The sequence below is a fragment of the Streptomyces sp. NPDC030862 genome (assembly GCF_055571835.1).
On record NZ_JBVIEN010000004.1, the window covers coordinates 246,339 to 259,899 of the forward strand.

Annotated in this window: 12 protein-coding genes; 9 read left to right on the forward strand and 3 right to left on the reverse strand. The window is 75.0% G+C overall.

What is annotated here, in order from left to right; translation table 11 throughout:
- The first annotated feature begins 12 nt into the window (after positions 1-12).
- Positions 13-432 carry an ATP-binding protein gene (locus ACZ42X_RS12935; RefSeq protein WP_468287980.1) on the forward strand — a complete coding sequence of 140 codons (420 nt, stop codon included), beginning with the start codon at positions 13-15 and terminating at the stop codon, positions 430-432.
- A gap of 82 nt (positions 433-514) precedes the next feature.
- Here the strand turns inward: ACZ42X_RS12935 and ACZ42X_RS12940 are convergent, their stop codons facing one another.
- Both ACZ42X_RS12940 and ACZ42X_RS12945 read right to left on the reverse strand, forming a co-directional pair.
- Positions 515-1,627 carry a DUF2637 domain-containing protein gene (locus ACZ42X_RS12940; protein WP_468287983.1) on the reverse strand — a complete coding sequence of 371 codons (1,113 nt, stop codon included), beginning with the start codon at positions 1,625-1,627 and terminating at the stop codon, positions 515-517.
- A 201-nt stretch (positions 1,628-1,828) separates the two neighbouring features.
- Entirely contained in the window at positions 1,829-2,791 is a 963-nt protein-coding gene (locus ACZ42X_RS12945) for a (2Fe-2S)-binding protein (RefSeq protein ID WP_468287986.1), read from the reverse strand.
- A gap of 149 nt (positions 2,792-2,940) precedes the next feature.
- Between ACZ42X_RS12945 and ACZ42X_RS12950 the strand changes: the two genes are divergently transcribed.
- The 3 genes from ACZ42X_RS12950 to ACZ42X_RS12960 all read left to right on the forward strand — a co-directional run bounded on the left by ACZ42X_RS12950 (position 2,941) and on the right by ACZ42X_RS12960 (position 6,193).
- Positions 2,941-3,750: a GntR family transcriptional regulator gene (locus tag ACZ42X_RS12950; protein ID WP_468287988.1), complete on the forward strand. Its 810-nt coding sequence runs from the start codon at positions 2,941-2,943 to the stop codon at positions 3,748-3,750.
- Positions 3,747-4,874 (forward strand): WD40 repeat domain-containing protein, encoded by a 1,128-nt coding sequence (locus ACZ42X_RS12955; RefSeq protein ID WP_468287990.1) that lies wholly within the window; start codon positions 3,747-3,749, stop codon positions 4,872-4,874. Before ACZ42X_RS12950 ends, ACZ42X_RS12955 begins: the two co-directional genes overlap by 4 nt.
- 89 nt (positions 4,875-4,963) lie before the next feature.
- Positions 4,964-6,193, forward strand: coding sequence for an SGNH/GDSL hydrolase family protein (locus ACZ42X_RS12960; protein ID WP_468287993.1), 1,230 nt, complete (start codon positions 4,964-4,966; stop codon positions 6,191-6,193).
- A 67-nt stretch (positions 6,194-6,260) separates the two neighbouring features.
- Here ACZ42X_RS12960 and ACZ42X_RS12965 read toward each other — a convergent pair whose 3' ends face one another.
- Complete coding sequence (locus tag ACZ42X_RS12965; RefSeq protein WP_468287996.1) at positions 6,261-7,472, reverse strand: L,D-transpeptidase; 1,212 nt, start codon at positions 7,470-7,472, stop codon at positions 6,261-6,263.
- A 212-nt stretch (positions 7,473-7,684) separates the two neighbouring features.
- On the opposite strand from ACZ42X_RS12965, the gene ACZ42X_RS12970 reads away from it, so the two are divergent.
- The 5 genes from ACZ42X_RS12970 (at position 7,685) to ACZ42X_RS12990 (ending at position 13,536) form a co-directional block, all read left to right on the forward strand.
- The gene (locus ACZ42X_RS12970) at positions 7,685-8,854 is read left to right on the forward strand and encodes a lipid II:glycine glycyltransferase FemX (RefSeq protein ID WP_468287999.1); all 1,170 of its coding nucleotides are present in this window, start codon (positions 7,685-7,687) and stop codon (positions 8,852-8,854) included.
- Positions 8,851-10,575: a murein biosynthesis integral membrane protein MurJ gene (gene murJ / locus ACZ42X_RS12975; protein WP_468288001.1), complete on the forward strand. Its 1,725-nt coding sequence runs from the start codon at positions 8,851-8,853 to the stop codon at positions 10,573-10,575. Before ACZ42X_RS12970 ends, murJ begins: the two co-directional genes overlap by 4 nt.
- A gap of 89 nt (positions 10,576-10,664) precedes the next feature.
- Complete coding sequence (locus ACZ42X_RS12980; RefSeq protein ID WP_468288004.1) at positions 10,665-11,351, forward strand: response regulator; 687 nt, start codon at positions 10,665-10,667, stop codon at positions 11,349-11,351.
- 125 nt (positions 11,352-11,476) lie between these two features.
- A complete protein-coding gene (locus ACZ42X_RS12985) occupies positions 11,477-12,955 on the forward strand; it encodes an ATP-binding protein (RefSeq protein ID WP_468288006.1) in 1,479 nt (492 codons plus the stop codon).
- Positions 12,952-13,536 (forward strand): hypothetical protein, encoded by a 585-nt coding sequence (locus tag ACZ42X_RS12990; RefSeq protein WP_468288009.1) that lies wholly within the window; start codon positions 12,952-12,954, stop codon positions 13,534-13,536. Before ACZ42X_RS12985 ends, ACZ42X_RS12990 begins: the two co-directional genes overlap by 4 nt.
- Positions 13,537-13,561 lie beyond the last annotated feature (25 nt).

Below are 13,561 nucleotides of genomic sequence, written 5' to 3' on the forward strand. Positions count from 1 at the left end.
CGGGTGGGGGCAATGAGCAGGCGTCAGACAGCGGCACGACCGGCGCGGTGGCGCAAGCACGTGAGCGGCGACGACCTCACGGCCGTACGGGAGGTGAGGCACGGATTGCGCGAGCTGCTGCGGCACTCGGGCCAACCGGGCTCCGCCGACGCGGCGGAGCTGCTCACCAGCGAACTGGTGACGAACGCCCTGGTCCACACCCGGCACGGCGCGGTCGTCACGGCCACGGTCGAGCCGGGAGGCGGATTACGGGTGGAGGTACGGGACTTCGACGGGGTGCCGCCCCTGCCGCACGTATCCGTCGCCGATGACAGCACGCACGGCAGAGGCCTCTTCCTGGTGCAGGCGCTCGCCGACGCGTGGGGGGTACGGGGCCACGGGGTGGGCAAGACGGTGTGGTTCGAGGTGTCCGGCGCGGTCGGGCCCGCCTGACGCGCGAGCGCCAGGACGGACCCGCCGGACCCGCCGGACCCGCCGGCCATGCACCTGGTCCCGGTTCCGGTGCCCGGGTGCTTCAGCCGAACTGCTGCTCCAGGTGCGCGAGTTTCTGCTCCAGGGAATCCAGCCGTGGCAGCGTCTGCGTGTCGTCCTCCGCGGTGAGGTCGACCATGCGCGGCTCAGTGTCCTTCACGGCCTGGAGGGAGGGCCGGGATCGAGGCGGCGGCTCCGCCGTCCCTGGTATGGCAGGCTCCGCGATGGGGGACCCCACGGCCGTCGACGCGGAGCCGGAGCCGGAGGGGCGGTTCGCCACGTTCACGGCCTGCACCTCGACGTGCGTGGAACCCATGGCGGGGTTCATGGACCGCATGTCGACCTGTCGGCCGCCGCGCCCGAGCCCCCAGGCCCGGTGCTGCCGGTTGAACGCCCGCAGGCGCGCCCGCTCGCGCTTCGCCTCCTCGCGCCGCCGCAGCCGGCTCTGCTGCTTCTGCCGCCGGTCCTCGCGGACCTCGTCGACGGCCTCGTCCAGCGTCCGTACGCCCTCCAGCAGCATCAGCGACCACGCGCCGAACGTCTCGCGGGGCGCCCGCAGCCACCGTACGATCCGGATCTGCGGCAACGGCCGGGGCACCAGGCCCTGTTCGCGCAGCGCGGCCCGGCGGGTCTGCTTCAGCGCCCGGTCGAACAGCACGGCCGCCGACAGCGACATGCCCGCGAAGAAGTGCGGCGCGCCCGCGTGGCCGGCGCCCCGGGGCGCGTGCACCCAGTTGAACCACGCCGCCGCGCCCGCGAACGTCCACACCAGCAGGCGCGAGCCGAGCGCCGCGTCACCGTGGCTGGCCTCGCGCACCGCGAGGACGGAGCAGAACATCGCGGCGCCGTCGAGGCCGAACGGCACCAGGTACTCCCAGCCGCCGGACAGACTCAGGTTCTGCCGGCCGAAGCCGACCAGTCCGTGGAAGGAGAGCGCGGCGGCGACCGCGGCACAGCAGAAGAGGAGCAGGTAGGAGGCGGTGCCGTAGACGGCTTCCTTACGGCGGCGGCGCTCCTCGCCGCGCTCCCAGGAGTCGTCGGCGGCCTTCTCGCCGGCCCGCTTGCCGCGGGTGAGCACCGCCACCGCCGCCACGACCCCCACCAGCATCACGCCGCCCGGAAGCAGCCAGTCCAGCGATATGTCGGTCAGTCTCATGCGGTGTCCCTCGCATCGTCGCTCGCGGTAGGGCGGTCGGCCGCCATAGTGGCCGAAGGCCGCGGGGCACCACGGGGGTTTCGGAGGAAGAGGACGCCATCGGGGCCGCACGGCATACGAATAGGTGCGATCTGATCGAACTGCCGTAGGGAAAGCGTGAGTTGCGTTCGATTCACACCACCCGGGCGGGTGGCGTGGAGGTCACGCCGATGCGCTCAACTTGCGTACGCGGTCGGCGTCGCAGGTACGCGGACAGGTGACGCAGGTGTCCTCGGGGCGCAAGGTGTAGAAGAGGCAGCAGCTGGCCCGGTCACGGGTCGGCAGCGTCTCGCCGTTCGGCCCGGTCAGCTCGCGGAACCCGGCGGAGCCGACGTACGGCTTGAGCGCGGCGGCGCGGGCGGCGGCTTCGGCTCTCGCGTCCGGCCCGGAGCCGCTGCCGGCCTTGGCCCCGGCGCCCGTGCCCGTGTCCCTGCCGGCCTTGGCCCCCGTGCCCGGCAGCAGCAGCTCCAGCTCCGCCATCGCGCGCGGCTCCTCGCCCAGCAGGTGGCCGACGTACCAGAGCCCCTCGACGATCTCGTCCGTGACCATGCCCCACAGGGCCCGCTTGCCGCGCCGCATGCGCGGCCCGAAGCCCTCCAGGACCGGGGCCAGGTGCTCGGCGACGGCCGCCCGCACCTCTGCGCGCAGCGCCTCCTCGTCCGGGACGACCCGGGCGCCGGGCAGCGCGGCCGCGGGGTCGCCGGGCAGGCAGGCGAACTCCCGTACCCGGACCGTCATCCGGCCCAGCGCCCGCTGGAACGCCACGTCCGCGACCGGCAGGCGGGGCACGCGGCGGTGCAGGAACCACGGCACGGTGACGAGGAGGCAGGCGGGCCACGCGTACCGGTGCAGCGCGAAGCTGGCGACGACGTCGGGCCGGGCCCGCTGCCCGTAGTCCCGCACCACCTGCGCGTCGTCCCAGGCGAGGAACGCGTCCAGGGCCTCCCCGCCGTCCGCGAGCTCGTCCGCGCCGACCCAGCCACCACCGCGCGGCGCCGACTCACCGTCCGCCAGCTCGCGCACCCGCAGCCCGGGGAACACCTCGGCGAGGCGGGCGTACGCCTCCGCCACGGGCGAGGCCGTAACGGCGGGGCGGGGAGTGGAGAGGAGCGCGGGGACGGTCATGCAGGGACCACCGATCACGATCGTTGGCAGGTAAGCCTTACCTTACCCGATCTGATCGACATGGGAACTGCGACTCCGTGGCCTTATCGTGCACACGGGCCCTTTCCACCGCGAGCCGGGCCCTGGCACCAGGCACCAGGAGGACCCGAGTGGAGCAGCAGGGCAGCGCGCGCGAGAGGGCCACGACCCCGCCGCACCCGCCGCACCAGTCACTGCCCGGGCAGCGCCCCGGCGGGCACCCGGCGGCCCGCCTCCCCGAACAGCAGGCACGCGGCGAGCACACCCACAGCGAGCCCCCGGCCCCCGGCGTCCCCGCCCCTGGTGCCGCCGCCGGGCCGCTCGTGCAGCGGCACTCCGTACGCGGACAGATCCTCGACGCCCTGCGCACCGCCCTGGTCAGCGGAGAGCTCGCCCCCGGCGAGGTGTACTCGGCACCCGCGCTCGGCGCCCGCTTCGGCGTCTCTGCCACCCCGGTCCGCGAGGCGATGCAGCAGCTCGCGCTCGAAGGCGCCGTCGAGGTCGTGCCGAACCGCGGCTTCCGCGTCACCCGCCGCACCCCGCGCGAGCTCGCCGAACTCGCCGAGGTCCGCGCCCTCATCGAGGTGCCCGTCATGCTGCGCCTGGCCCGTACGGTCCCCGCCGACCGCTGGACGGAGCTGTGGCCCCTCGCCGAGGCCACCGCCGCGGCCGCCGCCCGGGGCGACATCGCCCACTACGCCGAGTCCGACCGCGCGTTCCACCGCGCGGTCCTCTCCCTGGCCGGCAACGCCCAGCTCGTCGACATCGCCGACGACCTGCACCGCCGCGCCCAGTGGCCGCTCTCCGACCAGCCCCGGGCCCGCCGCGCCGACCTCGTCGCGGACGCCGCCGAGCACAGCGCCCTGCTGGAGGCGCTGATCGCCCAGGACCTGCCGGTGGTGCAGTCGCTGGTACGCGAGCACTTCACCAGCGCCAAGTGAGCGGCACCGGCGTGACCCGGCGCGCCGCCGTGTGGACGCTGGCCAACCGGCTGGGCGTGGTCGCCGGGACCCCGGCCGAGCTGCTGTCCGCGCTCCTGGCCGGGCCGCCCCGCACGGTACGGGTGGACCTCGCCCCCGACGACGACCTCGTCCACGCGCTCCGCGCCCTGGGCCACCTCGACGTCGTCGCGACCGGCCCGCCGCCGCCCCCTGCTCCCTACTCCCCGCTGAACCTCGACGACCCGGCGGCCGTCTGCGCCGCCGACCCGCTGTCCGTGACCGAGGCGTACGAGTCGGGCGGCGACCCCCACGGGGGCCTGCGCGCCGCGTGGCTGCGCGCCGGGCAGTCCCTCATCCGCGACGGGCAGACCCCGGCGGCCCGCGCACTGGTCCTGCTCACGGCGCTCGACGACACCGCCGACCCGCGGCTCGCGCCCGCCCTCGCGGAGTCGGCCGCCGGGCAGCCGTGGCACCTGGCATGGTCACGCCGTACGCCCGGCACCGCGCTGACGACCACGCCGGACGGCCGCCTGGTCGTGGCGGACGAGCCGCGCGCCACGGCGGTCGCGTGCCTCCCCGACGGAACGCGGCTGGCGCTGGACGAACGGGGCCGGCTGCACACGCGCGGCGGCCCGCCGACCCGGCTGACCGAGGCCGTGACGGCCACCCTGGCCCGGCACCCCGCGACGGCCCTCGGGGCCGCCGGCCCCACGGTGCTGACCGGCGACCGGATGGGCACGGTGCACGCCTTCGGCCTCGGCGGGGTGGACCAGGCCGCGCTGCACTCCGGCCGCGTCACCGCGCTGGCGGCCTCGGCGTCGACCGCGTACAGCGGCGGAACGGACGGCACGGTACGCGCCTGGCGCCCCGGCCGCGCGCCCGCGCGCCGTCCGGTGGCCGCACGCCCGCACCCGGTTGTCGCCCTCCACGCCGCCGACCGGTTCCTCGCGGTCGCCTGGGCGGACGGCCTCGCCGAGCTGCACGGCCTCGGCACCCGCCGGGTCCTGCGCTTCCGCCCCGGGCCCCGGGTCCGCGCGGTCGCCGTGACGGGCGACGGCTCGCTGGTCGTCGGCCTGGACGACGTACTGCTCTGCCTGGCGCAGGCGGAACGCTCCTGCGGGTGATCGGGCGTCCCACCCCACGCCGTGGGCACTCGTCGTGGTCAGGATCCCCTCGAACCCGCATCCTGCCCGCCCGAAGGGACGCCGCCCTCATGAGCTCCTCGCGCCGCCGCCGTCGCCGTACCGCCGCGCTCTGCGCGCTGGTCGCGCTGCCCGCCTCGCTCACGGCCATGGCCCCCGCCCCCGTGCCCGCGCCGGGGGCCGCCACGGACGCCGTCTACGCGGTCGCCCTCGGCGACGGCTTCATCGCCGGCGAGGGGGCCCGCTGGAAGGGCAACGCGGAGGGCGACTGGGCAAAGGGCGGCGTCCCGGCCGAGCTGCGCGCCGCGACGGACCGCACGCAGGCCGAGAACCTGCCGCTCGACTCGGTGTACGCGCCCAGCGCCTCGGACTGCCACCGCTCCGACACGGCCGAGATCCACGGCGCCAAGGGCGCGCCCAGCCCGCACGGCGAGATCGCCCACCCCCTCAACCTCGCGTGCTCCGGCGCGCAGACCCGGCACGTACTGAGCGAGCCCTACCGCAGCGAGCGGCCCCAGCTGGAGCAGCTGAAGGCGCTCCTCGCGCTGGAGCGCACCAAGGTCGGGTACGTGGTCGTCTCCGTCGGCGGCTCCGCACTCCCGGAGGCCGCCCGCAGGTGCGCCGCGTCCTGGAAGGCGAACGCGTACTGCTCGGTGGACCCGGCGGTGACCGAGCCCGTCCTCAAGAGCGTCAAGGCGGCGGAGCAGGAGGCCGCCGACACGGTCGCCAAGGTCAAGGAGGTCCTCGCGGCCGCCGGTTCGTCGGCCCGGATCGTCCTCCAGTCCTACCCCGCCACGCTCGCCCCCGGAGACCCGGCCACGACCGCCGGCGACGAGCACAGCTGGACCCGCTGGGGCACCTACGGCTGCCCCTTCTACAACCGCGACCTGGCCTGGCTGAACACCCAGGTCTACCCCGCCCTCTCCGCCTCCCTGAAGAAGGCCGCCACGGCCCAGCAGGTCTCCTTCCTCGACGTCCGCAGGGTCGCCGAGGGCCACGAGGTCTGCCACACCTCCACCCACCAGGCGGAACTCACCACCCGCGGCCGCGTCTACCTCCCCTCCGCCGCCGACGCCCAGTGGGCCCGCTACTTCGAACGCTCCAAGACCCCTCTCCCCGCCACCGACGAGGCCGAGTCCCTCCACCCCAACTTCTACGGCCAGCAGGCTCTGCGCACCTGCCTCTCCGACGCCCTGCGGCAGCTGGCGCAGGCCGACAAGAACCTCGCCCTGCAGTGCACGGGCGCGCCGCGCAAGGCCCCTTCGGCCCTGACGGCGACGGCGACGGCGGCGGCGGGCTGAGGGGCCCGCGGGACCTCACCCGGACGAGGTGCGGCTCGGGGAGACGCGCGACCGAACCGGCGGGTGGTCAGGCGCTCTTTGCCAGCGCGCTCTTGGCCTTCCACCGCTCCCACGGCACGTTCCAGGCGCCGTAGCCGTTGCCCTCGGCCACCGTGCCCTTGGTGTCCTCGCCCGTGATCTCGAACGGGTCGCCCACGCGTACCTGGCCGTAGAAGTACGCGGCGTCGGAGGTGTTCATGCCGATGCAGCCGGAGGACTTGTTGGCCCGCCCCATCCACCGGGCGTTCCACGGCGCGGCGTGCGCGTACATGCCCGACCAGGTCAGCCGCATCGAGTGGTCCACCATCTTGTCGTAGGCGTCGCCGAGGCCGACCGTCTCGGAGTTCATGTTGATCGTCCCCTCCTTCGCCATCAGCACGGCCGTGCCCCGCCAGGAGCGCTTGTCGCCGCCGGGGGTCCCGCCGGAGACCGGGATCTCGCGCACCGTCCGGCCGTCGCGCTCCAGCGTGAGCTTCTTGGCGTCGAGGTCGACCCGGACGACCTGCCGTGCCCCCACGGTGAACCCGGTGCGGTAGTCGCGGACGAACCAGCCGCCGGTGCCGCCGGAGTCGGTGCCGTTCAGCCGGGCGTCGAGGGTGACCTTCGTACCCGCCTTCCAGTACTCCTTCGGCCGCCAGTCCACCCGGTCCTTGCCCGACCAGTCCTTCAGCCAGCCCCAGGATCCCTCGGTGCCGTTGGAGGTGGTCACCTTCAGCTGCTTCTCCACCTCGGCCTTGTCGCGCACCGGCCGGTCGAAGACGATCGACAGCGGCTGCGCGACCCCGACGGTGGTGTTCTTGCCGGGCGCGAGCGTCAGCTTGTTGACCCGCTCGGCCGCGGCGGTGGAGAACGACGCCCGGCTCGTGTCCGTACGGCCGCCCGGCGTCCGGGTCGTGGCCCGCACCGTGTACGTGGTGCCGGGTGCCGCCTTGCGCTCCGACGTCCAGGACGCCCCGTCGGCCGCGAGGCGGCCGGGCAGCGCCGCGCCCTCACCGTCGGTCACGCTCACCGCGCGCAGGGTGCCGCCCCGCGCGGTCACCACCACCGGCTTACCCGCCGCGACGCCCTTGCCCGAAGGCGTCACGGCCACCGCCGCCGGGCGCTCGTCCGCGGCGGGCGCCTTGGCGTCGTCCGGCGGGGAGACCTGTACGCCGCCGGCGGACGAGCAGGCCGAGGCCGCGAGCGTGACGGTCAGGGCGACGACGGCCAGGGCGGCGGGCCGCGTGCGTATGGAACTCACGAATCCTCCGTGGGAGAGGGGCGGACGGGGTGGGATGTCCGGACCTTAAGCCGCTCGTCCGGCCCCCGGAACGGCTCCCGGCCCGTGTGACGGCGGCTGGAGGAAAACGGTCATCGTCCGGTCACATACGCCGCGCGGGACGGTCACGGGCGGCTGTGAACCTCCTGTCCGTCCCACCCACCGACGGGACGGAAACTACGGAGGCTTACATTGTGTCAGCGCTGCTCGTGACGGCCGGCCGCGGTCAGGAAACCCAGCTTCGCCCCCTCACCCCCGAGGCCTACGCCGCCTTCGTCGCCGCCCGCGCGGCAACCCCCGGCGGCCCGAGCTTCCTGCAGTGCCCGTCCTGGGCCCGCGTCAAGGAGGGCTGGCGGCCCCTGTTCCTCGGCTGGGGGCCTCGTGAGGGCGAGCTGTCCGGGGCCGCCCTCGCCCTGCTGCGGACCTTCCCCGGCACCCGCAAGTCCTTCGCCTACCTGCCCGAGGGGCCCGTCGCCGACTGGACGGACCCGGACGTCGACCACTGGCTCAACCCGCTCCTCGCGCACCTGCGCGCCGAGGGCGCCTTCGCCGTCCGCATCGGCCCCTCCCCGGCCTTCCGCCGCTGGAACGCCGCCCGCCTCAAGACGCTCACCGCCCCCGGCCGGCGCCTGTCCGACGTCCTCGCCTGCGAGGTCGACCCGCTCGGCACCGCCGTCGCCGAACGGCTGCGGGCCCGCGGCTGGCGCCGCTGCGGCGACGACGGCGCCGACGGCGACGCCCAGCCCCGCATGGTCTTCCAGGTCCCGCTCGCCGGACGCACCCCCGAGGACCTGTGGAACGGCCTCAACCAGGAGTGGCGGCGCAACGTCCGCAAGGCCTGTGCACGCGGCGTCGAGGTCGTCGTCGGCTCCGCCGCCGACCTCCCCGACTTCTACCGGCTGCTGCGGATCACCGAGGAGCGCGACGGCTTCCGCCTCGGCCGCTCACTGGCCTACTACGAGCGCCAGTACGCCGTCCTCAACGCCGAGGAACCCGGCCGGATGAAGCTCTACCTCGCCCGCCACGAGGGCGAGGTCCTCGCCGCCCACACCATGGTCACCGTCGGCCGGCGCGTCTGGTACCAGACCGGCGCCTCCGCGGACCACCGGCGCGAGGTCCGCCCCTCCAACGCCCTGCAGTGGCGGATGCTGATCGACGCCCACGCGCAGGGGGCCGACGTGTACGACATGCGCGGGGTACCCTCCACCCTTGATCCCGACGACCGCGGATTCGGGCTGATGCGCTGGAAGCTCGGCACCGGCGGACAGGTCGTCGAAACGCTGGGGGAGTGGGAGACACCATTGGCGGGCACGACCAACCACGCGCTGTACCGCGCCTTCCAGGCGTACCTGGCCCGCCGATGAGCGGGACCACCACGTCCACGAGCGGCACCCCCGGCTCCGCCCCGCCCGCCGGCTCCGCCCCGCCCGCCGGGGGTGCCGCGCCCACCGGGGATACCGCGCGCCGCGCCTCCCTGCTGCGCGGCGGTGCGGTCATGGCCGCCGGCTCCCTGGTCTCCCGCGCCACCGGATTCGTCCGCTCCGCCGTCGTCGCCGCGGCCCTCGGCATCGGACTGACCGCCGACGGCTACGCGGTCGGCAACTCCGTCCCCACCATCGTCTACACGCTCCTGATCGGCGGCGCCCTCAACGCCGTCTTCGTACCCGAGCTGGTCAAGGCCGCCAAGGAGCACGCCGACGGGGGCCGCGCCTACACCGACCGGCTGCTGACCGCCTGCGCCACGGCGCTCCTCGTCCTCACCGCCGCGGCGGTGCTCGCGGCCCCCGCCCTCGTCGACCTCTACACCGACTACACCGGCGCGCAGGAGTCGATGACGGTCGCCTTCGCCCGCTACTGCCTGCCGCAGATCTTCTTCCTCGGCCTGTTCACCCTCCTCGGCCAAGTCCTCAACGCCCGTGGCCGGTTCGGCGCCATGATGTGGACCCCCGTCCTCAACAACGTCGTCGTCATCGCCGTCTTCGCGTTCTACCTGTACGCGGGCGACGGCGGCTCCCTCGATCCGGCGGAGGCCGCCCTCCTCGGCTGGGGCACCACCGCAGGCATCGTCGTCCAGGCCCTCGCCCTGCTCCCCGCCCTGCGGGCGGCCCGCTTCCGCTACCGGCCGCGCTTCGACTGGCGCGGCAGCGGCCTCACCCATCCCCTGCGCTCGGCCGGCTGGCTGGTGCTGCTCGTCCTCGCCAACCAGGGGGCGTACTGGGTCACCACCCGGCTCGCCACGGCCGCCGGGCAGAGCGCCGCCGCTCAAGGCCTCGACGGCGGCGCCGGGTTCAGCGCGTACAACAACGCCTACACGCTCTGGATGGTGCCGCACGGCATCGTCACCGTCTCCCTCGTCACCGCCCTGATGCCCCGCATGAGCGGCTCGGCCGCCGACGGGGACCTGGCCGCCGTCCGCCGCGACGTCGCCGGGGCGCTGCGCAACGCCTCCGCCGCCGTCGTCCCCGCCGCCTGCGCCCTGTTCGCGCTCGCCGGACCGCTGACGGAGCTCGTCTTCGGGTACGGCGCGACCGACCCCGAGGACACCGCCGCCATGGCGGGCGTCCTCATGGCGTTCGCGCCCGGACTCGTCGCCCTGTCCGGGCAGTACGTCCTCTCGCGCACCTTCTACGCCCTGCGCGACACCCGCACCCCGTTCCTGCTCAACCTGGTGATCGCCCTCCTCAACGCGGGCCTGTCCACCGCCGCGTACGTCCTGCTCCCGGCGCGCTGGGCCGTCACCGGCATGGCCGCGGCCTACGCCCTGGCCCTGTGGGCGGGTTGGGCGGTGACCGCGCTCGTCCTCGGCCGCAGACTCGGCCGCGCCGACGCAGGGGGCGGCGCCGGGGGCCGCGCCGGGGGCGGCACCCTCGCCGCCCTCGCCCGGCTCCTGACCGCCGCCGTCCCGGCCACGGCACTCGCCTACGGAGCCGTCACCTGGACCCAGCCGGCCGGGCCCCTGGCCGCCGCGGCCGCCGGCGCCGCGGCGATCCTCCTGCTCTTCGCCGCCTTGGCCCGGCCGCTGCGCCTGACCGAGCTCGACGCCCTGCTCACCGGGGCCCTGCGGCGCCTGCGCCGCAAGCGCTGACACCCGACACCCGACGCCTGACACCTGACGCATGGCACCGCACACCCGGCACCCGACACCGCTTCCGACGACGACTGGGATACTCCACAATGCCCCGCGTGCTGCTCATCGAAGACGACCCCTCCGTCCGGGAAGGGGTGGAGCTCGGACTGCGCCGCCGGGGCCACGAGGTCCGGACCGCCGCCACCGGCGAGGCCGGGCTCGCCGCCCTGCGGGAGTTCCGGCCCGACCTGCTGCTGCTCGACCTCATGCTCCCGGGCATGAACGGCGTACAGGTCTGCCGGCGCGTCCGCGAGGACAGCCAGCTGCCGATCATCATGCTGACCGCGCGCGGCGACGACTTCGACGTGGTCGTCGGCCTGGAGGCGGGCGCCGACGACTACATCGTCAAGCCCGCTCGTACGGAGGTCATCGAGGCCCGCATCCGCGCCGTCCTGCGCCGCCTGGAAGCCGCCCCCGGCGGTGGCCGCGCGGCGGTCGAGTTCCACGGCGAACTCGCCGTCGACCGCACCGGCCTGACCGTCGCCAAGGCCGGCCGGCGCATCGCGCTCGCCCCCTCCGAGCTGAAGCTGCTGCTCCACCTGTCCGCGGCCCCGGAACAGGTCTTCAGCCGCCAGCAACTCCTGGAGCACGTCTGGGAGCACAGCTACCACGGTGACGCGCGCCTCGTCGACGCCTGTGTACGCCGGCTGCGCAACAAGATCGAGGACGTGCCGGGCAGCCCCCGCTACATCCAGACCCTGCGCGGCTTCGGCTACCGCTTCGGACCGCTGTGACGGCCGCCGGCACGGCATCGACGGCGGCCACCCCCGCGAGCGCGGACCGCCCGGCGGCACCCGGCACACCCGACGCACCCGGCGGGGACCCGGCCGCGCCCCGGCGCCGGTTCACGCCGGGCGGAGTGCGCGGACGCTGGCGCCGGGCCCGGTACGGGCTGCGCACCCGCCTCGTCGTCGCGTTCCTGCTCGTCGCCGCCGTCGGCTGCGGCACCACCGCGGCCCTCACCTACCGCGACGCCCGCAACGCCATCCTCGAACAGACCCAGAACACGGCCGTCTCCCACCTGCGGGACCAGGCCCAGAGCCTGACCCTCGACCTCCCGGTCCAGCCCGACGACCTCACCGGGACCGTGCGGCGCATCGCCCGCGAGGGCAAGCCCCGCACCTGGATCGTCTTCGCCGAGTACGGCTCCCTGCGCGTCTCCTCCGGCACCCGCCCCGTCTCCACCGTCATCACCCCCGAACTGCGCCGCGCCGCACGCGACCGGCCCTACGGCGCCTTCCAGCGGGTGGTCTCCGGGGGCAGGCCCTATCTGACCGTCGCCGTGCCCACCGTGTTCAGGCCCGACGCCACGGCGAGCCGGGCCACCCGCCCCACCGGCCTCGTCCTGTACGCGGTGATGCCGCTCGACGAAGAGGAAGCCGGCATCCAGGCGATGGTGGTCGCCGCCCGCGACGGCGCCCTGCCCGCCCTCGCCATCGCCCTCGTCCCCGCCCTGCTCGCCGCGCGCAGCGTGCTCCGCCCGGTCCGGGACGTGCAGCGCGCCGCCCGCCACATCGGGCAGGGCCACCTCGACACCCGCATCCAGGTCAAGGGCGGCGACGAACTCGCCGACCTCGCCCGCACCTTCAACGAATCGGCCGCCGCCCTCGAACGGACCGTCGAGGAGCTCCGGCAAGCGGAGGCCCGCGCCCGGCGCTTCGCCTCGGACGTCTCCCACGAACTGCGCACGCCCCTCGCCGGCATGCTCGCCGTCACCGAGGTCCTCGACGAGGACGCGGCCCGCCTCGACCCCGACACCGCCGCCGCCGTACGCCTCATCAGCTCCGAGACCGGAAAGCTCGCCGTCCTCGTCGAGGACCTGATGGAGATCTCCCGGTTCGACGCCCGCGCCGCCGAACTCCACACCGACGAGATCGACGTGGCCGAGACCATCCGCCGCACCCTGGCCGCCCGGCGCTGGACCGACCCGGCCACCGTCGTCACCGACCTTCCCGCCGGCATCCGCGCCCGCCTCGACCCGCGCCGCTTCGACGTGGTCGTCGCCAACCTGGTCGGCAACGCCCTGCGCCACGGCCGCCCGCCCGTCACCGTACGGCTGTCCACCGAGTCCCGCGCCCACGACGCGGGCACCTGGCTCGTCACCGAGGTCGTCGACCAGGGCCCCGGCATCCCGCCGGACTCCCTGCCGCACGTCTTCGACCGCTTCTACAAGGCCGACCCCTCCCGCGGCCGCTCGGCCGGCAGTGGGCTGGGCCTGGCGATCACCCAGGAGAACGTACGGCTGCACGGCGGCACCGTCCGCGCGAGGAACGGGCCGGGCGGCGGAGCCGTCTTCGTCGTGGAGATACCGCTGAGGACCGGGGAGGACACGGCATGAGACGGGCCCTCGCGCTGGCCGGGGCTGCGCTGGCCGCCGCCACCGGCTGCGGCATCCAGCAGACCGACGTCATCGAGGCGGGCTCCGCCGCCACGGTCGAGGTGATCCCGCTGGCCCACGACCGCACCCTGCTCTTCTTCGTCGACCCGGAGGGCACGGTACGGCCGGTGGCCCGCCCGATCGAGCACCCGATCGAGAAGGTGCCGATCCCGTCCGAGACGGGAAGCGGCGGCCAAGGAGCCTTCGTCCGGCGGCAGATCGGCATCGGCACCGACAAGACGCTCGCCATGCTGCTCCGCGGCCCGCTGGAGAACGAGCGCGCCGCAGGCCTGCGCTCCCTGCTCCCGCCGGGAAAGACCCCCTCGTTCCGGATCACCACCCGGCCGGACGACGGCACCCCGCGGACTCCCGGATCCCGCCCCAGGCTGTGGGTGCGTACGGACATGGACGTCAGGAAGCTCGAACCGGCCGCGGTGCGGCAGCTCGTGTGCACCGTGGCGTACGCGGAGGACCGCACGGGCCGGGTGGAGATCGCCCTGCGGGGCGAGGACGGCGAATACCCCCCGGCTTCCTGCGCGTAGCCGGTTACCCCGGGCTGCCGGCCTC